Genomic DNA, 23,723 nt, shown 5'->3' with positions numbered 1-23,723 from the left:
CAGGTCACCCATGGCACCTCTCCGCAGGCGGCCCCCCGCCGACCCCGCCGTCCGCGACCTCGTCCGGGCCGCCCGCTCCGCACAGCTCTCGCGCCGCTCGCTCCTCGGCACGGCCGCGCTGGGCGGCGCCGCGAGCCTGGCCGCGTGCGCACCCCCGACCCCGCCGTCCGGGGGAGCGGCGGCCGTGCAGCTGCCGGAGGACGTCTCGGCCACCGACAAGGTCGTGCGCTGGGCCAACTGGACCGCCTACCTCGACTACGACGAGGACACCAAGCAGTACCCGACCCTCGAGGCGTTCATCAAGAAGACGGGCATCAAGGCCACGTACTCCGAGGACATCGAGGACAACGACTCCTACTTCAACAAGATCGCGCCGCAGCTGCGGGCCAAGCAGGACATCGGCAAGGACATCTTCGTCTTCACCGACTGGATGGCCAACCGCGTCATCCGCGAGCAGCTGGCCCAGCCGCTCGAGATCATCCGGATGCCCAACGCGAGCAACCTCCTCGACAGCCTCAAGGACGTCAGCTTCGACCCCGGGCGCAACTACTCCCTCACCTGGCAGTCGGGCTTCGCCGGCATCGGCTACGACAAGACGAAGGTCTCCAAAGAGATCAAGAGCCTCGACGACCTGTGGACCCCCGAGCTCAAGGGCCGCATCGTCGTCCTGTCGGAGTTCCGCGACACCGTCGCGCTCGTCATGCAGAGCCAGGGCGTCGACATCACCGGCGGCTGGGGGCGCACCCAGTTCGAGAACGCGGTCAACCTCATCGAGCAGAAGATGTCCGAGGGGTACATCCGCCGGATCAAGGGCAACAGCTACCTCGAGGACCTCAAGTCCGGCAACGCGATCGCCGGCATCGTCTGGAGCGGCGACCTGTTCATCCTCCGGGCCGAGACCGAGAACGACAACTGGCAGTTCGTCATCCCCGAGTCCGGCGGCACCCTCTGGAGCGACAACATGATGGTGCCGATCACCTCGACGCACCGCCGCAACGCGATGACGCTCATGAACTACTACTACGAGCCCGCCGTCGCCGCCGAGGTCGCCGCGTGGGTCAACTACGTCTGCCCGGTCCAGGGGGCGCAGGAGGAGCTCGCCAAGTCCGACCCCGAGCTGGCCGAGAGCCCGTTCATCTTCCCGTCGGCGGAGTACATCAAGGACAACAACATCCAGGGCTTCCCGGCGCTCTCGCCCCAGGACGACCAGGCCTACAGCGCCATCTGGCAGAAGGTGCAGGGCAACTGATGGCACGCAACAGCGGCTTCCGCGAGGCGACGGGCGACCTGCGCCTCGAGTCCGTCACGAAGTCCTTCGGGGACTTCACCGCCGTCGACGACCTCGACCTCGTCGTCCCCCGCGGCTCGTTCTTCGCCCTCCTCGGCCCCTCGGGCTGCGGCAAGACGACCACCCTGCGGATGGTCGCCGGGCTCGAGCAGCCGACGGCCGGCAAGGTGCTCATCGGCGACACCGAGATCACCGGCAGCCGGCCCTACGAGCGCCCCGTCAACACGGTGTTCCAGAGCTATGCGCTCTTCCCGCACCTGACCATCCGCGACAACGTCGCGTTCGGGCCCAAGCGCCGGGGCGACAAGAACGCGCTCGCGCTCGCCGACGAGACCCTCGCGCTCGTCCAGGTCGACCACCTCGCGGCCCGCAAGCCGGCCCAGCTCTCCGGTGGCCAGCAGCAGCGCGTCGCGCTCGCGCGGGCCCTGGTCAACCGGCCCGAGGTGCTCCTCCTCGACGAGCCGCTCGGCGCCCTCGACCTCAAGCTGCGCCGCCAGCTCCAGGTCGAGCTCAAGCGGATCCAGACCGAGGTCGGGCTCACCTTCATCCACGTCACCCACGACCAGGAGGAGGCCATGACGATGGCCGACACCGTCGCGGTGATGAACCACGGCCGGATCGAGCAGATGGGCCACCCCGCCGACCTGTACGACCTGCCGCGGACCTCGTTCGTCGCGAACTTCGTCGGCCGCTCCAACCTCGGCACCGGCCGGGTCGTCGACCGCGACGGCGACAGCCTCGTCGCCGAGGTGCAGGGCACGAAGGTCAAGGTGCCGCTGGCCCGGGCCAACGCGACCGACGGCACCGTGATGTTCGGCGTGCGCCCCGAGAAGGTCCGCGTGCTGCGCCGTCCCCCGGAGGGCACCGGCGACGACGTCAAGGGCACCGTCCTCGACGTCTCGTTCACCGGGGTCGCCACCGAGTACCTCGTCCGCCTCCCGAGCGGGACGATCTGGAGCTGCTACGAGCAGAACCTCGACGTCGACCCGATCGACCTGCGGCCCGGCGACGACGTGTGGATCGCCTGGAACCACGCCCACGCCTTCACCGTGCCGGCCGACGAGGCCGAGGCGCAGGCCGCCGCGGAGGCGACGGCGTGAGCGCCCTCGCCCACGCCGGCCCGGCGGGAGGTACCCCCGCCGGGGACGCCCCGCCGCAGGAGCGCCAGGGCCGCAGCTGGCTGCCCTACCTCCTGCTGGTCCCCGGGGCGCTCTGGCTGCTCGTCTTCTTCGTCGTCCCGCTCGTGCAGCTGTTCTCGGTCAGCCTGCAGTCGCAGTTCCCCGGGTACCCGGGCTACTACTACCGCGACGTCAACTTCTCGAACTACCTCTCGGCCCTCACCGACTTCGCGCCGCAGTTCGGGCGCTCGCTGCTCTTCGCGGGGCTCGCGACCTTCTTCGCCTTCTGCCTGGCCTACCCGCTGGCCTACGCGATGGCCTTCAAGGCCGGGCGCTGGCGCAACATCATGCTCATCGCGGTCATCGCGCCGTTCTTCACCTCGTTCATCCTGCGCACCGTCGCGTGGCGCCAGATCCTCGCCGACGAGGGGCCGGTCGCGAGCACGCTCAACGCGCTGCACCTGCTGCCCGGCGGGCACATCACCGAGACGTGGGCGGCGGTCGTCGCGGGCCTGACCTACAACTTCCTGCCGTTCATGGTGCTGCCGATCTACGCCAGCCTCGAGCGGGCCGACCACCGCGTCATCGAGGCCGGGGGAGACCTGTACGCCAACGGGTTCACCACCTTCCGGACGGTGACCCTGCCGATGTCGATGCCGGGCGTCCTCGCCGGCACGCTGCTGACGTTCATCCCGGCGGCCGGTGACTACGTCAACGCCGACCTGCTCGGCGCCGACAACACGAAGATGGTCGGCAACGTCATCGAGAGCCAGTTCTTCAAGGTGCTCGGCGGGTTCCCCGTCGCCGCCGCGCTGTCCTTCACGCTCATGGCGCTCATCCTCGCCATGGTGTTCGTCTACGTCCGCCGCTTCGGGACGGAGGAGCTGGTGTGATCCGCTGGTTGACCAACCGCTTCGCGATCATCGTCGCGGTCCTCGTCCTGCTCTACCTGTTCCTGCCCGTCGCCTACACGTTCGTCTTCTCGTTCAACAACTACCGGAAGTCGAACATCGTCTGGAACCCCGAGGGGAGCCCGACCCTCAAGCACTGGAAGGACCCCTGCGGTGCGCCCGGGGTCTGCGACGCGCTCGTCACCTCGCTGCAGATCGGCGTCATCGCGACCGTCGTCGCGACGGTGCTCGGCACGCTGCTCGCCTTCGCGCTCGTGCGCCACCAGTTCCGCGGCCGGGCGGCGAGCAACGTCCTCGTCTTCGTCCCGATGGCCACGCCCGAGATCGTCCTCGGCGCGAGCCTGCTGACGATCTTCGTCCAGGGCTTCTCGCGGGTCGGCCTCGGCCTCGGCTTCTGGACGATCACCATCGCGCACATCATGTTCTGCATCAGCTTCGTCGTCGTCACGGTCAAGGCCCGTCTCCAGAGCCTCGACCCGCGCATGGAGGAGGCCGCGCAGGACCTCTACGCCGGGCCGGGCGCGACGTTCTGGCGGGTCACCTTCCCGCTCGTCCTCCCCGGCATCGTCGGGGCCGCGCTGCTGTCGTTCTCGCTGTCCTTCGACGACTTCATCATCACGAACTTCGTCTCCGGCAACGAGACGACGTTCCCCAAGTTCGTCTACGTCTCCTACCTGCGCGGGATCCCCGCCCAGGCCAACGTCATCGGCTTCTCGATGTTCGTGCTCGCCCTCGCCCTGGTCATCATCGGCCAGGTCGTCGGCAACGCCCGTCGCAGCAGCAAGTGACTCCCCCCGCCGGGGACGCTCCCCGGCCGACAGGAAGGTTCCCGTGCGCGTCCTCATGATCGGTGCGGGCGGCGTCGGCGACGCCGCCGCGCGCATCGCCGCAGAGCGTGACTTCTTCGAGGCGTGGGTCGTGGCCGACCACGACGTCTCCCGGGCGGAGCGGACGGTGGCCGCGGCCTCCGGGCGCCGCGAGGGGGAGAGCCGCTTCCGCGCCGCGCAGGTCGACGCCTCGGACGCCGCGGCCGTCGAGGCGCTCGTCCGCGAGGTCGGCGCGACGCACGTGCTCAACGCCGTGGACCCGCGCTTCGTCGTCCCGATCTTCGAGGGGACGCGCGCCGGCGGCGCCGACTACCTCGACATGGCGATGAGCCTCTCGCGCCGACACCCGGAGGAGCCCTACGCCAAGGTCGGCGTCAAGCTCGGCGACGAGCAGTTCGCGCAGGCGGGGGAGTGGGAGGCCGACGGCCGCCTCGCGCTCGTCGGCATCGGCGTCGAGCCGGGCCTGTCCGACGTCTTCGCGCGCTACGCCGCCGACCACCTCTTCTCGGAGATCGACGAGCTCGGCACCCGCGACGGCGCCAACCTCGTCATCCGCGACGAGGACGGCAACGAGGTCTTCGCCCCCGGCTTCTCGATGTGGACGATCATCGAGGAGTGCCTCAACCCGCCGGTCGTCTGGGAGAAGGAGAGGGCCGGTGAGCCCGACGGCGGCTGGTCCACCCTGCCGCCGTTCAGCGAGCCCGAGGTCTTCGAGTTCCCCGAGGGCATCGGCCCGGTCGAGTGCGTCCACGTCGAGCACGAGGAGGTGCTCCTCATGCCCCGCTGGGTCGACGCGAAGAAGGTCACCTTCAAGTACGGGCTCGGCGAGGAGATGATCACCATCCTGCGCACGCTGCACACCCTCGGCCTGGACCGCACCGAGCCGGTCACCGTCAAGGGCGTCGAGGTGAGCCCCCGCGACGTCGTCGCCGCGGTGCTCCCGGACCCGCTGACCATCGGCCCGCGGATGGAGGGCAAGACGTGTGCCGGCCTGTGGGTCACCGGGACCGGCAAGGACGGGCAGCCGCGGCGCACCTACCTCTACCACGTGTCCGACAACGCCGACACGATGCGCGAGTACGACGCCCAGTGCGTCGTCTGGCAGACCGCGGTCAACCCCGTCGTCGCGCTCGAGCTGCTCTCGAGCGGTGCCTGGTCCGGTGCCGGCGTGCTCGGCCCGGAGGCCTTCGACGCCGTGCCGTTCCTCGACCTGCTCGCCGCCCCGAAGCCCGCCGGCTACGGCTCGCCGTGGGGCCTCGAGGACCGCTGACCCCGGCCGGCCCCCGGCCGCCCCGCCCGTCCTAGGCTCGACCCGTCCGGCGCACGCCCGCGCCGTCCCGCACCACCGGAGGAGATCATGGCGACCACGCAGAAGGCCCTCGTCGAGTCGGTCCCGACCCGCCTGCTCATCGGCGGCCGGTGGCGCGAGGCCACCGGGGGCGCCCGCTTCGAGGTCCACGACCCCTCGAGCGGCGCGACCCTCACGACGTGCTCCGACGCGAGCCCCGAGGACGGCATGGCGGCGCTCGCCGCGGCCGCCGAGGCCCAGCCCGCGTGGGCCGCGACGGCTCCCCGCGAGCGGGGCGAGATCCTGCGGCGCGCGTTCGACCTCGTCACCGCCCGGGCCGACGAGTTCGCGATGCTCATGACCCTCGAGATGGGCAAGACCCTCGCCGAGGCCAGGGGCGAGGTCGCGTACGGCTCGGAGTTCTTCCGCTGGTTCTCCGAGGAGGCAGTGCGCATCCACGGGCGGTACTCGGTGGCCCCCAACGGCGCGACCCGCCTGCTGACGATGGCGCAGCCGGTCGGGCCGACGCTGATGATCACGCCCTGGAACTTCCCGCTCGCGATGGGCACCCGCAAGATCGGGCCGGCGGTCGCCGCCGGCTGCACGATGGTCGTCAAGCCGGCGGCCGAGACCCCGCTGACGATGCTCCTGCTCGCCGAGGTCATGCGCGAGGCCGGGCTGCCCGACGGCGTCCTCAACGTCGTGACGACGACCCGCTCCGGCGAGGTCTGCGAGCCCGTCATCCGCGACCCGCGCCTGCGCAAGCTGACCTTCACCGGGTCGACCGCCGTCGGCAAGAAGCTCGTCGAGCAGTCGGCCGAGCAGCTGCTGCGCGTCTCGATGGAGCTCGGCGGCAACGCGCCGTTCGTCGTCTTCGAGGACGCGGACCTCGACGCCGCCGTCGAGGGAGCGATGCTCGCGAAGATGCGCAACATCGGGGAGGCCTGCACGGCGGCGAACCGCTTCTTCGTCCACGAGGACGTCGCCGACGAGTTCTCCCGCCGGCTCGCCGAGCGGATGGCCGGCCTCACCGTCGGCAAGGGCACGAAGAAGGGCGTCGACGTCGGACCGCTCATCACCGAGAAGGCGCGCCGCGGCGTGCACGAGCTCGTCGAGGACGCGGTCGACAAGGGCGCGACCGTCCTCACGGGCGGGTCGCCGGTCGAGGGCCGCGGGTACTTCTACGCGCCGACCGTCCTCACCGACGTCCCGGCCGACGCGCGCTGCCTCACCGAGGAGATCTTCGGGCCGGTCGCGCCGATCTGCACCTTCGCGACCGAGGCCGAGGCCGTGCAGCGCGCCAACGCGACCGAGTACGGGCTCGTCGGCTACGTCTTCACCCGCGACAACGCCCGCGTCCTGCGGGTCGCCGAGGCGCTCGAGTTCGGGATGGTCGGCGTCAACACCGGCATCGTCTCCAACCCGGCGGCGCCCTTCGGCGGGGTCAAGCAGTCCGGGTTCGGCCGCGAGGGCGGCTTCGAGGGCATCGACGAGTACCTCGAGGTCAAGTACGTGGGTCTCGCGACCTGAGGCCTCCGGGCGCGGGCGGCCTCGTCCGAAGGGACAGGATCGTCCGCGTCCGGCTGCGCCCCACGGGTCCCGGGTGCTCCACTGGCCCCATGAGCCGGGCCCGTCACTCCGACCGTCCGGACCGCCAGCGGTCCGTGCGCTCCTTCCTCGACGACACCGACGAGGCACTGCGCCTCGGCGCCCGACCCGGGGCCACCGTGTGGCCGACCGGTTTCGACCTGCTCGACACGACCTTCACCGGTGGCCTGCGCTCCGGTGAGCTCGTGCTCGTCGCCGGCACCGAGGGCGCCGGCAAGACGACCTTCGCGATGCAGATGATGCGCAACGCCGTCGTCACCGGCCGGCACGCCGTCGTCTTCTCCTTCGAGCTGACCGCCGCCTCGCTCATCCAGCGCCTCCTCGGCCTGGAGGCCGCGGCGGCGGCCGACCTCGTGGACGACCCGATCTTCCCGCCGGCCGACGTGCGCGCCTTCCGGGCCGTCCTCGAGGCCGAGGACCCCGACCGCCGCGGCCTCGGCTCGGCGATGCGCGGACTGTCCTTCGGGCAGGAGGCGCTCATGGCGGTCGAGCGCTGGTCGGACCGGTTGCACATCGTCGAGGGCAACCGGATGACGACGATCGGCCAGATCGCCGCCACCGTCGCCGCGGTCGCCGACGAGACCGGCGAGCCCCCGCTCGTGCTCGTCGACTACCTCCAGAAGATCCCCGTCGACGGCATCGAGGGCACCGCCGACGAGACCACCCGCGTCACCTTCGTCGTCGAGACGCTCAAGGAGATCGCGATGGAGCTCGAGTGCCCCGTCGTCGCGATCACCGCCGCCGACCGCGAGGGCCTCGGGGCCGGGCACCGGATGCGTACCCGCGACCTGCGCGGCAGCAGCGCGCTCGCGTACGAGGCCGACATCGTGCTCATCCTCCAGACCAAGGAGAACATCGTCGCCCGCGAGCACCTGACCTACGACCTCGGGGCGATCAAGACCTACCGCCGCTGGGTCGTCATCTCGGTGGAGAAGAACCGTTTCGGCGGCGGGCAGATCGAGCTCGAGGTCGAGAAGGACTTCGAGCACGGGCGGTACCGGCCGCAGGTCCGTGTCGTCGGCGAGCGCCTCATCGAGGAGCGCGTCTTCACGTCGTGAGGGATGAGGCAGGATGGCGAGCCGTGAGCTCACGCACCGTCGCCGTCCTCGGCTCCACCGGGTCGATCGGCACCCAGGCCCTCGAGGTCGTCGCCGCCCACCCGGACCGCTTCACCGTCGTCGCCCTCTCGGCCGGGCGCAACCTGCGGCTGCTCGCCGAGCAGGCCGCCGCGACCCGGGCGCCCCTCGTGGCCGCCGCCGTCGGTGACGCCGACGAGGTGCGCGCCGCGGTGGCCGCCGCCGCGGGCGACCCGTCCTACCGGCCCGAGGTCGTCGTCGGCGACGACGCCGCGACGCTCGCCGCCGGCTGCGGCGCCGACGTCGTGCTCAACGGCATCACGGGCTCGATCGGCCTGCGGCCCACCCTCGCGGCCCTCGCCGCGGGCTCGACCCTGGCGTTGGCGAACAAGGAGTCGCTCATCGTCGGCGGCCCGCTCGTCAAGAAGGCGGCCCGCCCCGACCAGATCGTCCCCGTCGACTCCGAGCACAGCGCCATCGCGCAGTCGCTGCGCGGCGGCCGGGCGAGCGAGGTGCGACGGCTCGTGGTCACGGCCAGCGGCGGCCCGTTCCGTGGCCGCACGCGCGCCGAGCTCGCCGGGGTCACGCCGGACCAGGCCCTCGCACACCCGAACTTCTCGATGGGCCGGGTCATCACGACGAACTCGGCCACCCTCGTCAACAAGGGCCTCGAGGTCATCGAGGCCCACCTGCTCTTCGACGTCCCGTTCGACCGGATCGACGTCGTCGTCCACCCCCAGCAGCAGATCCACTCGATGGTCGAGTTCCACGACGGCTCGACGATCGCCCAGCTCGGGCCGCCGCGGATGCTCGTCCCGATCGGGCTCGGCCTCTCGTGGCCCGAGCGGCTGACCGACGTCGACGTGCCGTGCGACTGGACCGCCGCGCAGACGTGGAAGTTCCACCCCCTCGACGACGACGCCTTCCCGGCGGTCCGGCTGGCCCGGCGGGTGGGGCAGGCCGGCGGCACGCACCCGGCGGTCTACAACGCGGCGAACGAGGTCGCGGTCGACGCCTTCCACGACGGCGCCATCGGGTTCACCGACATCGTCGACACCGTGGCGCGGGTGGTCGAGGCGCACGAGGCGTCCGCGGGGCACAATGGGATCGATGTCGACGCCTCGAGCGTTGACTCGGTGCTCGCCGCCGACCGGTGGGCCCGCGAGCGGGCCCGCGAGATCGTGGGGGCGGCACCCGTCGAGACCCCCGGAGGAGACCGGTGACGATCCTGGCCTACGTGGTCGGCGTGCTCGCCATGGCGTTCGGCGTCGCCGCGTCCATCGCGCTGCACGAGGTCGGCCACCTCGTCCCCGCCAAGAAGTTCGGCGTCAAGGTCACGCAGTACATGGTCGGCTTCGGCCCGACCGTCTGGTCGCGACGCCGCGGCGAGACCGAGTACGGCCTCAAGGCCGTCCCGCTCGGTGGCTACATCCGGATGATCGGGATGTTCCCGCCGCGCCCCGGCGACGCCCCCGGCATGCTGCGCGCCTCGAGCACCGGCCGGTTCAGCCAGCTCGTCGACGAGGCCCGCGCGGCGAGCCTCGAGGAGGTCAAGCCGGGGGACGAGGACCGCGTGTTCTACCGGCTCTCGGTCCCCAAGAAGGTCGTCGTCATGATGGGCGGCCCGCTGATGAACCTCCTCATCGGCGTCGTCCTGCTCACCCTGTTCGTCACGGCCCACGGCCTGCCGACGGCGCAGCCCGGGGCCCAGGTGGCCTCCGTCGCGCAGTGCGTCGTGCCCGCCGCGCAGGCGTCGCAGGCCACGTCGTGCGCCGGCAAGCCGCAGACCCCCGCCCTCGCGGCGGGCATCCTCCCCGGGGACCGCTTCGTGTCGATCGGCGGGCAGCCCGTCCGTGAGCTGACCGACGTGGGCCGGCTCGTCCGGCCCGCCGCCGGGCGCGCCGTCGACGTCGTCGTCGAGCGCGACGGCCGGCAGCTGTCGCTGAGCGTCACCCCGATCCGCACCCAGGTCGCCGTCCTCGACGACCAGGGCCGCCCGGTCACGAACGCGGACGGCACGGTGCAGACGACGGAGGCCGGCTTCCTCGGTGTCACGAGCAGCTCCCCGACGGCCTGGGTCCCGCAGCCGGCGACGGCGGTGCCGGGCATCCTCACGGACTCGGTGGTGCGCACCGCGGCCGCCCTCGTCGACATCCCCTCGCGGATGGTCGGTGTCTGGAACGCGGCGTTCTCCGGTGCCGAGCGCGAGGTCGACGGCCCGATGTCGGTCGTCGGCGTCGGCCGGGTCGCGGGGGAGGCCTCGGCCGGTCGGCTCTCCTCGCTGACCGGCGGGTCGGTCACCGACCGGCTGTGGTTCCTCGTCAGCCTGCTCGCGGGCCTCAACCTCATGCTCTTCGTCTTCAACCTCGTGCCGCTGCTGCCGCTCGACGGCGGGCACGTCGCCGGCGCGCTCTGGGAGGGCACGAAGCGCCGGTGGGCCCGGCTGCGCGGGCGTCCGGACCCCGGCTACGTCGACGTCGCCAAGGCCCTGCCGGTCGCCTACTCCGTGGCGATCGTGCTCATCGGGATGTCGGCGCTGCTCATCTACGCCGACCTCGTCAACCCCGTCCGCCTCGGCTGACGCCGGTCGCGGCCGCGAGGTCACCCCGACCCCGTCCTGCCGCCTCGACCTCGCCTTGCCGCACTGCCCTGGCGCCTCGGCACGGCGAGGTGTCTCCGGCACCGCGCGGTCACCCCGACCCCGTCCGGCCGACCCAGCTCCGCCCTGCCGCCCTGACTTCGCCTGGCCGACCCGATCTCGCCTCGTCGCACTGCCACGGCACCCCGGCACGGCGAGGTGTCCCCGGCACCGCGGGGTCACCCCGATCCCGTCCTGCCGCCTCGACCTCGCCTCGTCGGTCAGCCGCCGACGAGCTCGTCGCGCCGGCGCAGCAGCGCCGCCCGCTCCTGCGCGAGCAGGCCGGCGCGTCGCTCGAGGTCCGCGAGGACGTCGCGCACGGCCAGCGCCGCCGCGTCGACGTCGGCGGCGGAGTCCTTGATGCGCGCGCGGACCGACAGGTCGGTGAAGAGGTTGTCGAACCAGATGTCGACGGTCCGCATCGTCGGCCCGACGCCGAGGTCGGCGCGCAGGGTGTCGACCGCGCCGACGTCGCCGAGCTCGCGGGCGAAGTCGGCGAGGGCCGACTGCGCCGATGCCACGTGGCGGCCGGCGTCGTCGAGGCGGTCGTGCTTGACCATCGACGAGACGAGCCCACCCCCGAGCCAGGTGTCGTAGGTCGACCAGCTCTCGGCCGAGCCGAGGCGCCCGCGCGCGGCGGCCAGCTCGTGGGCGGCGCGGAGGCCGGCGGCGGTGGCCTCGTCGAGCTCGGTGCCGAGGGACTCGACCCGGGCGAGGTCGTCGAGGACGGTCTCGAGCTCGGGGGAGGAGCCGGTCGCCCGGACCGCCTGGGCGTGGGCGCGCCGGGCCCGCTCGACCCGGCCCGCGGTGTCGCCGAGGCGCTCCAGCTGCTCGACGGTCGCCTCGCGGCGGGCCTCGAGGTCGGCGACCCGCGCCGAGGCCGCCTGCAGCGCGTAGCGAGCAGCGGTCTCCTCCGCCCGCTCGCGGTCGAGCTCGCCGGTGCGGGTGCCGCGCACGGCGGCGACGAGCGAGGACCACCCGACGCCCTCGAGCCGGCGCACGTCGTCGGCCTCGAGCCGGTGGCGTCGCTCGACGAGGTCCCGCTCGCGACGAGCGGCCTCGAGCTCGGTGTCGAGACCGCCGACCAGCCGGCGCAGGTGCCCGGCCTCCTGTGCGTCGGCGACGGCCGCGTCGAGGGTTGCGCGGGTGGACGAGGTCGCGGGGAGGTCACTCATGGTCCTCCGAGGTTCGGACCGTAGGCTTGGTTCCATGTCCGTCTCCCTCGGTATGCCTGCCGCGCCGCCGCCCGTCATCGCCCCCCGCCGCCCGTCCCGCAAGATCCGGGTCGGCAAGGTCGAGGTCGGCGGGGACGCGCCGGTGTCGGTGCAGTCGATGACGACGACGCCGACGACCGACATCAACGCCACGCTCCAGCAGATCGCCGAGCTGACCGCCGCCGGCTGCGACATCGTCCGTGTCGCGTGCCCGAGCCAGGACGACGCCGAGGCCCTGCCGGCGATCGCGCAGAAGTCGCAGATCCCGGTCATCGCCGACATCCACTTCCAGCCGAAGTACGTCTACGCGGCCATCGACGCCGGCTGCGCCGCGGTGCGCGTCAACCCCGGCAACATCCGGCAGTTCGACGACCAGGTCGGCGAGATCGCCCGCCGCGCCAAGGAGGCCGGTGTCTCCATCCGCATCGGGGTCAACGCGGGCTCGCTCGACAAGCGGCTGCTCGAGAAGTACGGCAAGCCGACCGCCGAGGCGCTCGTCGAGTCGGCCGTCTGGGAGGCGAGCCTCTTCGAGGAGCACGACTTCCACGACTTCAAGATCTCGGTCAAGCACAACGACCCCGTCGTCATGGTCAAGGCCTACCAGCTGCTCGCCGAGCGCGGCGACTGGCCGCTGCACCTCGGCGTCACCGAGGCCGGCCCCGCGTTCCAGGGCACGATCAAGTCCGCGACCGCGTTCGGGGCGCTGCTGTCGCAGGGCATCGGCGACACCATCCGCGTCTCCCTCTCGGCCCCGCCGGTCGAGGAGGTCAAGGTCGGCATTCAGATCCTCCAGTCGCTCAATTTGCGTCCGCGCAAGCTCGAGATCGTCTCCTGCCCGTCGTGCGGGCGCGCCCAGGTCGACGTCTACAAGCTCGCCGACGAGGTGACCGCCGGTCTCGAGGGGATGACCGTGCCGCTGCGCGTCGCCGTCATGGGCTGCGTCGTCAACGGCCCCGGCGAGGCCCGCGAGGCCGACCTCGGTGTCGCCTCCGGCAACGGCAAGGGCCAGATCTTCGTCAAGGGCGAGGTCATCAAGACCGTCCCCGAGAGCCAGATCGTCGAGACGCTCATCGAGGAGGCCATGCGCATCGCCGAGGAGATGGGCGAGCCGGTCGACGAGGAGTCCGCGGGCGCCCCGAGCGTCACCGTCTCCTGACCGGGTGACCCCACCCGCGCTCGACGCGTTCGTCCCTCCCGTCCCGACCGGGCAGCGGGCCCAGGTGCTCGGCGAGCTCGCGGGTCGCCTGCTCGTGCTGCGGCCGGGGGAGCGGGCCGTCGTCGCCCTCGACGGCGTCGACGGGGCCGGCAAGACGGGTGCTCGCGCGTGAGCTGGCCGCGCTGCTCGACGGGCGGCGCGAGGTCCACCGGGCCGGCGTCGACGGGATCTTCCTCCACCGCCCCGAGCTCGCCGGCCTGTGGGACGCGAGCCTGTGGGTCGAGGTGCCGTTCGAGGTCTCGCTGCCTCGGGGCAACGCCCGCTTCGGGCCGCTCGACGACGCGGCGTGCGACCCCGGCTCGCCGGCCAACACGAGGTACGTCGGGGGACAGCGGACCTACCTCGCCGAGGTGGCGCCGCGGTCCCGCGCCACGTGGGTCCTGGACAACACCGACCTGGAGCATCCTGTGCTCGGGGCCGCGCGGCCCTAGGCTGTGCACGTGCTGCGCACACGATCCCCGGTCCGGCCGCTGTCGCTCGCCGACCGCGACGCCGCTCTCGAGGTGTGCGCCCGCGACCTGCCGCGCGGTGTGTTCGTCGCCGCGCGCCTCCTCGAGGGGGCGCGCACGGGCTCCATCGGCTCGGTGCTCGGCCTGCGCGAGGAGGGCGAGCTGCGCTCGCTCTGCTGGGCCAGCGCCAACGTCGTCCCCGTCGGCACGACCGCCGCCGACCAGCCGGCGTTCGCCGAGCGGCTGCGCCGCTGGCGCGGCCGGGCCGCCTCGGTCTTCGGGCCGCGGGAGGAGGTCGAGGGGCTGTGGAGCCACCTCGAGCCGCACTGGGGGACACCGCGGGCGGTGCGGGCGCACCAGCCGCTGCTCGCCGCCCACCAGCCGCCGTCGGCCCTCGGTGTCGCCCTCGACGAGCGGGTCCGCCCCGCTCGTCCCTCGGAGGTCGACCTCGTCCTGCCCGCCGCCGAGCACATGTTCACCGCAGAGATCGGCTACCGCCCCTACAGCGGCTCGAGCAGGGGCTACCGCGCCTCCATCTCCTCGCTCGTGGCCCGGGGGCACACCTACGTCGTCGTCGAGGACGGCGAGGTCGTGTTCAAGACCGACATCGGCAGCATCGCCCTCGGCTGCGCCCAGCTCCAGGGGGTCTGGGTCGCGCCGCGGCTGCGCGGGCAGGGTCTCGCGGTGCCGATGCTCGCCTCGGTGCTCGATCAGGTCATGGCCGGCCAGGCGCCGCTGGTCTCGCTCTACGTCAACGACTTCAACACCGCCGCCCGGGCCACCTACGACCGGCTCGGCTTTCACGAGGTCGGCGAGTTCTCCACGGTCCTGCTGTGAGCCCTGGGCCCCACTGATGGCCCTCACCGAGTGGACGCCCCTCGGGCCGGCGGACCTGCCCGACCTGCGCGAGCTCGCCCTGGCCTGCCTGCGCGCGGACGGCGGGCTGCCGCTCCTCGCCGACGAGGCGATGCTGCGCCGGCTCTTCCTCGACGGCCCCGGGGTCGGCGGTCGGGACGAGACCGGCGACCTCGTCGCGGCCGCCGCCGTGCGCCCGGTCGGGGGCGGGGGATGGAGCGCCACCGGGCTCGTGCGGCCCTCGGCCCGGCACACCGGCCTCGGGGAGCAGCTGGCCGCCTGGTGCACCCAGCGGTCCGGGGGAGTGCTGACCCGGGTCGTCGTCGAGACGACCTCGGCGGGCACCGACGACTTCCTCGGCGCGCTCGGGCTGCGTCGCACCTTCGCCGAGCACGTGATGCGCCACGACCTCGACGCCGTGCCGCTCGTGCGCCGGCCCCGCGGCACCAAGGCCCTGGCCTGGAGCGAGGACACCGCCCCGCTCTTCCACCGCGCCTACCGGGCGTCGTTCGCCGACCGACCGGGCTTCCCCGACACCCCGCTCGAGGAGTGGGTCGGCGAGCTGACCGAGGACCCCGGCTTCCGGCCCGACCGCTCGCGCGTCGTCCTCGACGCCGACGCCCGGGTCGCGGGCTTCGTCACGCTGTCGGACTGCTGGCTCGACCAGGTCGGCGTCGTCCCGGCCTGGCGCGGCCGGGGTCTCGGCGCGCACCTCGTCGCGCGGTCGCTGCGGGCCCTGGCCCGCGGGGGCTGCGAGGAGGCCTGGCTCGCCGTCAACGTCGACAACCCGGCCCACCGGCTCTACGAGCGGCTCGGGTTCGTCGACGCCGGCCTGCGCAGCCGCTGGGAGCGCGAGACCTGAACGCCTTCCTCGTCCTCTCCGCCGGGGACGACGGAGGGCCCGTCCGCGGGTGCGGACGGGCCCTCGTCGTGGATGACCGTGCGGTCAGCCGGCTGGGGTCACTTGGTCAGCGGGCCGAGCGTCGGGTCGTTGGCGTAGGCCTCGGCGGCGTTGTCCTTGGTGACGATGACCGGGGCGAGGAGGTTCGCCGGGACGACCTTGACGCCGTTGTTGTACGACTTGTCGTCGTTGACGGTCGGCTTCTCGCCCTTCTGGAGCGCGGTGACCATCGCGATGGTCTCCTTGACGAGCTCGCGGGTGTCCTTGTTGATCGTGGAGTACTGGACGCCCTCCATGATCGACTTCACCGACTCGACCTCGGAGTCCTGGCCGGTGACGACCGGGACCGGCTTGCCGGCCTGGTCCACCGAGGTGAGGATGGCGCGGGCCAGGGTGTCGTTGGGGGACAGGACGCCGTCGAGCTCCGTGCTGCCGCCGTAGGAGCCGGCGAGCAGGGTGTCCATGCGCTTCTGCGCGTTCTCGGCCTTCCAGCCCTGGGTGACGGCCTGCTCGAACGAGGTCTGGCCGGAGACGACCTTGAGGGTGCCGTCGTCGATCTTCGGCTGGAGGACGCTCATCGCGCCGTCGAAGAAGACCTTGGCGTTGTTGTCGTCGGGGGAGCCGGCGAAGAGCTCGATGTTGTACGGCCCGTTCGGCTTCTTCTTGGCCATGCCCTCGAGGAGCGCCTGGCCCTGCAGCTCACCGACCTTGAAGTTGTCGAACGCGACGTAGTAGTCGACGTCGGCGGTGTTCGTCAGGAGGCGGTCGTAGGCGATGATCGTCGCGCCGGACTCCTTGGCGGCCTTGAGCTGGGTGCCCAGCTGCGAGCCGTCGATGGCGCCGACGACGATGACCTTGGCGCCCTTGGTGACCATGGCCTGGATCTGGTTCTGCTGCTCCGAGACACCGCCGTTGGCGAACTGCACGTCGCCCTGGAAGCCGGCGGAGGCGAGGCCGTCCTTGAACAGCTGCTCGGCGAGCACCCAGTTCTCGGAGGTCTTCTGCGGCAGGGAGATCCCGATGACCGAGTCGGCCGCGAAGCCGCCGGCCGCGGCCGAGCTGCCTGCGCTGGCCGTGGCCGCCGTGTTGTCGGAGTCGGACCGACCGCAGCCGGTGAGGGCGAGGCCGGCGACCGCGGTGACCGCGAGCGCCTTGGTGAGGTGACGCATATGTGCTCTTCCTTCTACTCGCGCGTCCTGCGGACGCGGGGTCCTGCTCACGGGTCGGCGGGCGCCGGCCGGAGGGGTCTGGTGGTGGCTCAGGAGTCCGAGCCGAGGGTGCTGCTCGTCGAGGTGACGCTCGACTGGGCGGGGTTCTGGGTGTCGACGGTGCCGCTCTCGGCCTCGGCCAGGCGCCGGTTGCGGTCGCGGTTGCGCTGGAACAGGCCGAGGATCGAGGGCTTGCCCTGGCTCTTGTTGTAGACGTCGAAGGCGACGGCGACGAGGAGGACGAGACCCTTGATCATCTGGGTCGCGTCGGCGCCGACGCCCTGGAGCTGGAGGCCGTTGTTGAGGACGGCCATGACGAGACCGCCGACGATCGAGCCGACGACCGTGCCGACACCGCCGGTGACCGCCGCACCACCGATGAAGACCGCGGCGATGGCGTCGAGCTCCCAGCCGACGCCGTCGAACGGGCCGGACGCGGTGGAGCGGGCGACGAACATCATGCCGGCGAGGGAGGCGAGGACGGCCATGTTGGCCATGACGAAGAAGTTGATCTGCCGGCTCTTGACACCGGACAGCTCGGCCGCGTGCCGGTTGCCGCCGACGGCGTAGATGTGCCGGCCGAGGACGGTCTTGCTCGCGATGAAGCCGTAGACGAGGACGAGGACGACGAGGATGAGGCCGGAGACCGGGAAGCCCTTGCGGCCCGAGGCGATGAGGAACATGGCGCCGAGGATCACGAGGCAGACGAGCGCGAGGCGGACCCACATCGCCCACGCCTCCTCGACCTGCGCGCCGATCTTGGTCAGGCGGGCGCGGGAGCGCAGCGCGCCGAAGACGATCGCCGCGCAGCCGAGGATGCCGAGCAGCACGGTGAGGTTGTTGTAGCCGGTGTTCGGGCCGACCTCGGGGAGCGAGCCCGAACCGATGACCTGGAAGCCGGCGGGCACCGGGACGGTGGTCGAGTCGCCGACGAACTGGTTGGCGCCGCGGAAGAACAGCATGCCCGCGAGGGTGACGATGAAGGCCGGGATGCCGACGCGGGCGACCCAGAAGCCCTGCCAGACGCCGACGAGGGCACCGAGGCCGAGGCCGAGCAGGATGCCGACCGGCCAGGGGAGGCTCCAGTCGCGGATCGCGATGGCGACGACGATGCCGACGAACGCCGAGATCGAGCCGACCGAGAGGTCGATGTGGCCGGCGATGATGACGAGCACCATCCCGATGGCCAGGACGAGGATGTATGCGTTGCCCTGGATGATGTTGTTGACGTTGTTCGGGTCCAGGGTCAGGCCGCCGGTTCGCCACTGGAAGTACGCGATGAGGATGACGAGCGCGGCGACCATGCCGAGCTGGCGGATGTCGCCACCGAAGATCTTGCGGACGATGTTCATGGGGGTCCTCGGGTCGGGGTCAGGAGACCGCGTTGGCCTGGGTGCGGGTGGTGTTCTTCGTCATGAGGCGCATGAGCGACTCCTGGTCGGCCTGGGCCTTGTCGAGGCAGCCGGTGATGCGGCCCTCGGCGATCGTGTAGATGCGGTCGGCGAGCCCGAGGAGCTCGGGCAGCTCGGAGGAGACGACGATGACGCCCTTCCCCTGCGCCGCGAGGCGCTGGATGATCCCGTAGATCTCGAACTTCGCGCCGACGTCGATGCCGCGGGTGGGCTCGTCGAGGATGAGCAGGTCGGGCTCGGTGAAGAGCCACTTCGCGAGGACGACCTTCTGCTGGTTGCCGCCCGAGAGCTTGGCGACACCCTCCTCGACGTTCGGGGTCTTGGTGCGCAGGTCCTGGCGGTACTGCTCCGCGATCCGGTACTCCTCGGTCTCGTCGACGACGAGGCCGTGGGTGATCCGGGACAGCTTGGCCGAGACCGTCGTGCGCTTGATGTCGTCGAGGAGGTTGAGGCCGAGGGTCTTGCGGTCCTCGGTGACGTAGGCGAGGCCGGCGTCGATGGCGTCGCGCACGTGCTTGAGGTGCAGCTCCTTGCCGTCCTTGACGATCGTGCCGCCGAGGAGCGTGCCGTACGAGCGGCCGAAGATGCTGCGCATCAGCTCGGTCCGGCCGGCGCCCATGAGCCCGGCGAAGCCGACGATCTCGCCGCGGCGGACGAAGAAGCTCGCGTCGTTCGCCACGAGCCGGTCGGCCCGCACCGGGTGCTGGACGTTCCAGTGCTTGACCTCGAAGAACACCTCGCCGATCGTCGGCGTGTGGTCGGGGAAGCGCGACTCGAGGTCGCGGCCGACCATCCCGCGGATGATGCGGTTCTCGTCGACGCCGTCCTCCTTGACCCGGAGGGTCTCGATGGAGCGGCCGTCGCGGATGATCGTGATGGCGTCCGAGATCTGCTCGATCTCGTTGAGCTTGTGGCTGATCATGATGCAGGTGACGCCGTGCGAGCGCAGGCCGTCCATGATCTGCAGCAGGTGCTGCGAGTCGGACTCGTTGAGCGCCGCGGTCGGCTCGTCGAGGATGAGCAGCTGCACGTCCTTGGACAGGGCCTTGGCGATCTCGACGAGCTGCTGCTTGCCGACGCCGATGTCCTTGACCTTGGTCATCGGGTCCTCGGAGAGCCCGACGCGCTCGAGCAGCTGGGCGGCCTTGGCCTGCGTCTGCACCCAGTCGATCGCGCCCCGGCGGGTCTGCTCGTTGCCGAGGAAGATGTTCTCGGCGATCGACAGCTCGGGGATGAGCGCGAGCTCCTGGTGGATGATGACGATGCCGGCCTGCTCGCTGTCGCGGATCGAGGAGAACTGGGCCGGGGCCCCGTTCCAGAGGATCTCGCCGCGGTAGCTGCCGTGCGGGTGCACGCCCGACAGGACCTTCATGAGGGTCGACTTGCCGGCGCCGTTCTCGCCGCAGATCGCGTGGATCTCGCCGCGGCGGACGGTCATGTCGACGTCGGAGAGGGCCTTGACGCCCGGGAACTCCTTGGTGATGGCGCGCATCTCGAGGATGACCTCGTGGCTGCCGGTGCGGGCCGTGCCCGTGGCGGTCGGTGCGACGTTGCTCATTCCCATCCTCGACGTTGAGGGCTTCAGGCGTCCGGGGGCCGCTGGGGCCCGGGGCTCACGTGAATTGTTGTACGGCCGAACATATTGGAGACACCGTTGTCCGGCAAGAGGCTGCCCGGTACCGGCTGGTAACGATCGGGTAACTCGCCGTTCACCCGGCCGTGACGAGCCAGGCCGAGGGGTCGGCGATGACGTCGTCGAGGACGGTGAGCGCGGCGCCGCGGGCCGGCGAGCTGGAGCCGCCGAGCGCGGGGGAGACGCGGACGGCGGCCCACCGGGCGATGACGGCCCGGCGCTCGAGCTCCGCGAGGACGCGGGGGGAGAGGCGGCCGTGCAGCGTCGCGTAGACCCCGCCGAGCACGACCTCGTCGACGTCGACGACGTTGACGACGGTGGCGGCGGCCTGGCCGAGGGCGCGGGCCGCGGCGTCGACCGCATCCGCCGCCGGGCCGGCGGTCTCGGCGGCGCCGCTCAGGGCCGCCGTCGTCGTGCCCGGGGGCATCCCGGCGGCCTCGACCATCGCGTCCTTGCCGGCGTAGGGCTCGAGGCACCCGACGGCGCCGCAGTGGCAGGGCCGGCCGTCGGGGTCGACGACGACGTGGCCGATCTCGCCGCCCCAGCCGTGCATGCCCTCGAAGACGCGGCCGCCGAGCACGACCGCCGAGCCGATACCGACCGCGCCGTAGGCGAAGAGGAAGTTCTGGGCCTCGGCCGGGCGGCGGTCGCGGCGGCGGCGCTCCTCGACCTCGGTCCGCGCCGAGAGGTCGGCGTCGTTGGCCGCGGTCACCCGGAGGTGCGCCAAGGCGGGGTGGCGGGTCAGCGCGTCGTCGACCGCGATGTCGTGCCAGTCGAGGTTGGGCGCGTAGCGCAGGGTCGTCGTCTCGCGGCTGACCAGGCCGGGCAGGGCGACGCAGGCCCCCGCGACGCGCATCCCGTCGGCCGTCACGGCGCGGACGGTCTCGGCGGCGAGCTCGGCGAGGCGGGCGAAGGTGCGGTCGGGGTCGCACCCGCGCAGGTCGACCTCGACGACGCGCTCGGAGACGGTGATGCCGGCGAGGTCGAGGACGAGCGCCGAGAGGTGGTCGATGCCGACGGAGAGCCCGAGCCCGACGACCGAGCGGCCGCAGGGGGCGAGGGGGACGGCGGGACGCCCGGCCCGCGAGGCGGTGAGCGGCTCGAGCTCGGTGACGAGGCGGGCCTGGATCAGCCGGTCGACGAGGTCCGAGACGGTGGCGCGGGCCAGGCCGACCTCGCCGGCGATGGCCGCCCGGGACAGCGGGGCGCCGACGGCCTGGGCGTCGACGACGCGCTGGAGGACGACGGCGAGGTTGTGCTCCCGCAGGGTCGACTGGCGCGCGGCCTCCCGGCCCCCTCCGCGGGGCAGCGCGGACCCCGGGGCCCGACGGCTCGTCGACGTCGACATGGCGGTCACCATAGCCCCGGGGCGCCCTTTCGTTCGACCACCTGACAAATGACGGTCGGTGGCCGGCGCGCCGTGGCTCCTCGCCGGGCGCGCGTGCGGGCGGTGGGCGGAGGGCCTCGCTGTCCGGCCGCCGCACAAACCGCGCGGCACCCGGGGTGGGCGCGTCGTTATCCTTGCCGGGTTCTCTCCCACGACCCCAGGAGCCTCCCCGTGGCCATGCGCATGTCGTCCCTGTTCCTGCGAACCCTTCGCGAGAACCCGGCGGACGCGGAGGTCCCGAGCCACCAGCTGCTCGTGCGGGCCGGGTACATCCGCCGGGTCAGCCCCGGCATCTACACGTGGCTGCCGTTGGGGCTCAAGGTGCTCCGCCGCGTCGAGCGCATCGTGCGGGACGAGATGGACGCCATCGGCGCCCAGGAGCTGCTCTTCCCCGCGCTGCTGCCGCGCGAGCCCTACGAGACCTCGGGCCGCTGGACCGAGTACGGCGACGGTGTCTTCCGCCTCCAGGACCGCAAGGGCGACGACTACCTCCTCGGCCCGACGCACGAAGAGATGTTCACCCTCGCCGTCAAGGACCTGTACTCCTCGTACAAGGACCTGCCGCTGTCGATCTACCAGATCCAGACGAAGTACCGCGACGAGGCGCGGCCCCGTGCGGGCATCCTGCGCGGGCGCGAGTTCGTCATGAAGGACAGCTACTCGTTCGACCTCGACGAGGCCGGGCTCGACAAGAGCTACCAGCTGCACCGCGACGCCTACGTCCGGATCTTCGACCGGCTCGGCTTCCACTACGTCATCGTCCAGGCGATGGCCGGCGCGATGGGCGGCTCGAAGTCCGAGGAGTTCCTCGCCACCGCCGAGAACGGCGAGGACACCTACGTCAGGTGTGCGAACTGCGGGTACGCCGCGAACGTCGAGGCCGTCCGGGTGCCCGTGCCCGACGCGGTCGACGCCTCCGGCGTGCCCGCCGCGCACGTCGAGGACACCCCCGACACCCCGACCATCGACACGCTCGTCGCCCACCTCGAGCACTCCTTCCCCCGCGCCGACGGCCGGTCGTGGACCGCCGCCGACACCCTGAAGAACGTCGTCGTCATGCTCGTCCACCCCGACGGCACGCGCGAGCCGCTGGCCATCGGCCTGCCCGGCGACCGCGAGGTCGACGAGAAGCGCCTCGGGGCGCAGGTCGAGCCCGCGAGCGTGGAGGCGTTCGACGAGAAGGACTTCGCGCGCTACCCGACGCTGACCAAGGGCTACATCGGGCCGGGGGCGCTGGGGTCCGAGCGGTCCTCGGGCATCCGTTACCTCCTCGACCCCCGCGTCGTCGAGGGCACCGCGTGGGTCACCGGCGCCGACGAGCACGGCCGGCACGTCCTCGACCTCGTGGCCGGGCGGGACTTCACCGCCGACGGCACGATCGAGGCCGCCGACGTCCGCGAGGGCGACGCCTGCCCCTCGTGCGGGCACAAGCTCGAGTCGGCGCGCGGCATCGAGATGGGCCACATCTTCCAGCTCGGGACGAAGTACGCCGAGGCGCTCGACCTCAAGGTGCTCGACGAGAACGGCAAGCTGCGCACCGTCGTCATGGGCTCCTACGGGGTCGGCGTCTCGCGCGCCGTCGCGTGCGTCGCCGAGGGCAACCACGACGAGCTCGGGCTCGTCTGGCCGCGCGAGCTCTCGCCCGCCGACGTGCACGTGGTCGCCACCGGCAAGGACGAGGAGGTGCACCGGTACGCCGAGGAGCTGACCCGCGCGCTCGAGTCCGAGGGTGTCGAGGTGCTGCTCGACGACCGCCGGCAGGCTTCTCCCGGAGTCAAGTTCAAGGACGCCGAGCTCATCGGCGTGCCGACCATCGTCGTCGTCGGCCGCGGGCTGGCCGAGGGGAAGATCGAGGTCAAGGACCGTCGCTCCGGCGAGCGCCGCGAGGTCGCCACGGACGACGCCGTGCGCGAGGTGCTGGCGGAGGTCGGTCGCGCGTGAGCCGTCGCGTCGAGGCGGTCGTCTTCGACTGGGGCGGCACGCTGACGCCCTGGCACGACGTCGACCTGCCCGAGCAGTGGCGGGTCTTCGCGCGCGAGGTGCACGGCATCCCCGTCGGGTCGCCGGACGTGCCGCAGGCCGACCTCGACGAGGCGCACCGGCTGGCCGACCGCATCCTCGAGGCGGAGGCCGGGGCGTGGGCGCGCGGCCGTGACGAGCACTCGTCCGCGGCGCTCGCCGACATCCTCGACGCCGCCGGGGTCGACGCCGAGCACGACCGGCACCACCTGGCGCTCGCGGCGTACCGGCGCTTCTGGGAGCCGCACACCCTCACCGACCCGCAGGTCAAGCCGCTCTGGGAAGGGTTGCGCGAGAGGGGGATCAAGGTCGGCGTGCTGTCCAACACCATCTGGACGCGCGAGTACCACCGCGAGATCTTCGCGCGCGACGGCGTGCTCGAGCTCATCGACGCAGACCTCTACTCGAGCGAGCTCGACCACGTGAAGCCGCACCCGGAGGTCTTCCTCGCGGCGTGCCGCGCCGTCGGGGTCGAGCCGGCCGCGGCGGTGTACGTCGGCGACCGGATGTTCGAGGACGTGCACGGCCCGCAGCAGGTCGGGATGCGCGCCGTGTGGGTGCCCCACTCGGTGCTGCCCGACAACCAGAAGGTCGAGGTGACCGCCGTCCCCGACGCGCGGGCCCACGAGCTGCTCGACGTGCTGGAGATCGTCGACGGGTGGAACGCCGCGTGAC

Annotated in this window: 21 protein-coding genes; 16 read left to right on the top strand and 5 right to left on the bottom strand. The window is 72.1% G+C overall.

Translation table 11 applies throughout. The features are described from left to right. Positions 1–10 precede the first annotated feature (10 nt). The 9 genes from J3473_RS10330 to J3473_RS10290 all read left to right on the top strand — a co-directional run bounded on the left by J3473_RS10330 (position 11) and on the right by J3473_RS10290 (position 10,697). Positions 11–1,249, top strand: a complete 1,239-nt coding sequence (locus tag J3473_RS10330; protein ID WP_207023155.1) for a PotD/PotF family extracellular solute-binding protein — start codon at positions 11–13, stop codon at positions 1,247–1,249. After that, positions 1,249–2,388: an ABC transporter ATP-binding protein gene (locus J3473_RS10325; RefSeq protein ID WP_030528002.1), complete on the top strand. Its 1,140-nt coding sequence runs from the start codon at positions 1,249–1,251 to the stop codon at positions 2,386–2,388. The genes J3473_RS10330 and J3473_RS10325 overlap by 1 nt, the downstream gene beginning before the upstream one ends. Next, entirely contained in the window at positions 2,385–3,299 is a 915-nt protein-coding gene (locus tag J3473_RS10320) for an ABC transporter permease (protein ID WP_207023153.1), read from the top strand. Before J3473_RS10325 ends, J3473_RS10320 begins: the two co-directional genes overlap by 4 nt. Then, on the top strand, positions 3,296–4,105 hold the full coding sequence (locus J3473_RS10315; protein ID WP_030528004.1) for an ABC transporter permease: 810 nt from the start codon (positions 3,296–3,298) through the stop codon (positions 4,103–4,105). Before J3473_RS10320 ends, J3473_RS10315 begins: the two co-directional genes overlap by 4 nt. A 43-nt stretch (positions 4,106–4,148) precedes the next feature. Continuing rightward, entirely contained in the window at positions 4,149–5,414 is a 1,266-nt protein-coding gene (locus tag J3473_RS10310; protein ID WP_207023151.1) for a saccharopine dehydrogenase family protein, read from the top strand. A gap of 87 nt (positions 5,415–5,501) precedes the next feature. Next, entirely contained in the window at positions 5,502–6,962 is a 1,461-nt protein-coding gene (locus J3473_RS10305; protein ID WP_207023149.1) for an NAD-dependent succinate-semialdehyde dehydrogenase, read from the top strand. Between the two features lie 89 nt (positions 6,963–7,051). Further along, the gene (locus J3473_RS10300; protein WP_051750408.1) at positions 7,052–8,098 is read left to right on the top strand and encodes a DnaB-like helicase C-terminal domain-containing protein; all 1,047 of its coding nucleotides are present in this window, start codon (positions 7,052–7,054) and stop codon (positions 8,096–8,098) included. Positions 8,099–8,121: 23 nt separating this feature from the next. After that, the gene (dxr, locus tag J3473_RS10295) at positions 8,122–9,339 is read left to right on the top strand and encodes a 1-deoxy-D-xylulose-5-phosphate reductoisomerase (protein WP_207023146.1); all 1,218 of its coding nucleotides are present in this window, start codon (positions 8,122–8,124) and stop codon (positions 9,337–9,339) included. Further along, the gene (locus J3473_RS10290) at positions 9,336–10,697 is read left to right on the top strand and encodes an RIP metalloprotease (RefSeq protein ID WP_207023144.1); all 1,362 of its coding nucleotides are present in this window, start codon (positions 9,336–9,338) and stop codon (positions 10,695–10,697) included. The genes dxr and J3473_RS10290 overlap by 4 nt, the downstream gene beginning before the upstream one ends. Positions 10,698–10,975: 278 nt before the next feature. Here J3473_RS10290 and J3473_RS10285 read toward each other — a convergent pair whose 3' ends face one another. Then, complete coding sequence (locus tag J3473_RS10285) at positions 10,976–11,929, bottom strand: hypothetical protein (RefSeq protein ID WP_207023143.1); 954 nt, start codon at positions 11,927–11,929, stop codon at positions 10,976–10,978. Between the two features lie 34 nt (positions 11,930–11,963). Here J3473_RS10285 and ispG point away from each other — a divergent pair, with 34 nt between their 5' ends. The 5 genes from ispG to J3473_RS10260 are packed head-to-tail and all read left to right on the top strand — an operon-like array spanning position 11,964 to position 15,350. After that, on the top strand, positions 11,964–13,124 hold the full coding sequence (gene ispG / locus J3473_RS10280; RefSeq protein WP_207023142.1) for a flavodoxin-dependent (E)-4-hydroxy-3-methylbut-2-enyl-diphosphate synthase: 1,161 nt from the start codon (positions 11,964–11,966) through the stop codon (positions 13,122–13,124). A 4-nt stretch (positions 13,125–13,128) separates the two neighbouring features. Next, entirely contained in the window at positions 13,129–13,296 is a 168-nt protein-coding gene (locus tag J3473_RS10275) for a hypothetical protein (protein ID WP_207023140.1), read from the top strand. Next, the gene (locus J3473_RS10270) at positions 13,283–13,615 is read left to right on the top strand and encodes a hypothetical protein (RefSeq protein ID WP_207023138.1); all 333 of its coding nucleotides are present in this window, start codon (positions 13,283–13,285) and stop codon (positions 13,613–13,615) included. The genes J3473_RS10275 and J3473_RS10270 overlap by 14 nt, the downstream gene beginning before the upstream one ends. A 9-nt stretch (positions 13,616–13,624) precedes the next feature. Continuing rightward, entirely contained in the window at positions 13,625–14,470 is an 846-nt protein-coding gene (locus J3473_RS10265; protein ID WP_207023137.1) for a DUF4081 domain-containing GNAT family N-acetyltransferase, read from the top strand. Positions 14,471–14,486: 16 nt separating this feature from the next. Further along, on the top strand, positions 14,487–15,350 hold the full coding sequence (locus J3473_RS10260) for an N-acetyltransferase (RefSeq protein WP_207023135.1): 864 nt from the start codon (positions 14,487–14,489) through the stop codon (positions 15,348–15,350). Positions 15,351–15,448: 98 nt separating this feature from the next. On the opposite strand, the gene J3473_RS10255 is transcribed toward J3473_RS10260, so the two are convergent. From J3473_RS10255 to J3473_RS10240, 4 genes are all read right to left on the bottom strand, one after another. Then, entirely contained in the window at positions 15,449–16,558 is a 1,110-nt protein-coding gene (locus J3473_RS10255) for a sugar-binding protein (RefSeq protein WP_207023132.1), read from the bottom strand. Between the two features lie 89 nt (positions 16,559–16,647). Next, on the bottom strand, positions 16,648–17,949 hold the full coding sequence (gene mmsB, locus J3473_RS10250; RefSeq protein ID WP_207023129.1) for a multiple monosaccharide ABC transporter permease: 1,302 nt from the start codon (positions 17,947–17,949) through the stop codon (positions 16,648–16,650). Positions 17,950–17,968: 19 nt separating this feature from the next. Continuing rightward, a complete protein-coding gene (gene mmsA / locus J3473_RS10245) occupies positions 17,969–19,567 on the bottom strand; it encodes a multiple monosaccharide ABC transporter ATP-binding protein (protein ID WP_207023126.1) in 1,599 nt (532 codons plus the stop codon). 151 nt (positions 19,568–19,718) lie between these two features. Further along, the gene (locus J3473_RS10240; RefSeq protein ID WP_207023124.1) at positions 19,719–20,990 is read right to left on the bottom strand and encodes an ROK family protein; all 1,272 of its coding nucleotides are present in this window, start codon (positions 20,988–20,990) and stop codon (positions 19,719–19,721) included. Between the two features lie 210 nt (positions 20,991–21,200). Between J3473_RS10240 and J3473_RS10235 the strand changes: the two genes are divergently transcribed. After that, complete coding sequence (locus tag J3473_RS10235) at positions 21,201–22,970, top strand: proline--tRNA ligase (protein WP_207023121.1); 1,770 nt, start codon at positions 21,201–21,203, stop codon at positions 22,968–22,970. Further along, positions 22,967–23,722: an HAD family hydrolase gene (locus tag J3473_RS10230; protein WP_207023119.1), complete on the top strand. Its 756-nt coding sequence runs from the start codon at positions 22,967–22,969 to the stop codon at positions 23,720–23,722. Before J3473_RS10235 ends, J3473_RS10230 begins: the two co-directional genes overlap by 4 nt. Position 23,723 lies beyond the last annotated feature (1 nt).

The sequence above is a fragment of the Phycicoccus sp. DTK01 genome (assembly GCF_017312765.1).
GTDB classification, from domain to species: Bacteria; Actinomycetota; Actinomycetes; order Actinomycetales; family Dermatophilaceae; genus Phycicoccus; species Phycicoccus jejuensis.
This window is presented reverse-complemented; position numbering and strand designations above follow the sequence as displayed.

Coding starts and splice junctions, on each gene's coding strand:
- mmsA (WP_207023126.1), bottom strand. CDS start 19,567: ATGAGCAACGTCGCACCGACCGCCACGGGCACGGCCCGCACCGGCAGC.
- J3473_RS10325 (WP_030528002.1), top strand. CDS start 1,249: ATGGCACGCAACAGCGGCTTCCGCGAGGCGACGGGCGACCTGCGCCTC.
- J3473_RS10255 (WP_207023132.1), bottom strand. CDS start 16,558: ATGCGTCACCTCACCAAGGCGCTCGCGGTCACCGCGGTCGCCGGCCTC.
- J3473_RS10300 (WP_051750408.1), top strand. CDS start 7,052: ATGAGCCGGGCCCGTCACTCCGACCGTCCGGACCGCCAGCGGTCCGTG.
- J3473_RS10305 (WP_207023149.1), top strand. CDS start 5,502: ATGGCGACCACGCAGAAGGCCCTCGTCGAGTCGGTCCCGACCCGCCTG.
- J3473_RS10285 (WP_207023143.1), bottom strand. CDS start 11,929: ATGAGTGACCTCCCCGCGACCTCGTCCACCCGCGCAACCCTCGACGCG.
- ispG (WP_207023142.1), top strand. CDS start 11,964: ATGTCCGTCTCCCTCGGTATGCCTGCCGCGCCGCCGCCCGTCATCGCC.
- mmsB (WP_207023129.1), bottom strand. CDS start 17,949: ATGAACATCGTCCGCAAGATCTTCGGTGGCGACATCCGCCAGCTCGGC.
- J3473_RS10260 (WP_207023135.1), top strand. CDS start 14,487: ATGGCCCTCACCGAGTGGACGCCCCTCGGGCCGGCGGACCTGCCCGAC.
- J3473_RS10330 (WP_207023155.1), top strand. CDS start 11: ATGGCACCTCTCCGCAGGCGGCCCCCCGCCGACCCCGCCGTCCGCGAC.
- J3473_RS10240 (WP_207023124.1), bottom strand. CDS start 20,990: ATGTCGACGTCGACGAGCCGTCGGGCCCCGGGGTCCGCGCTGCCCCGC.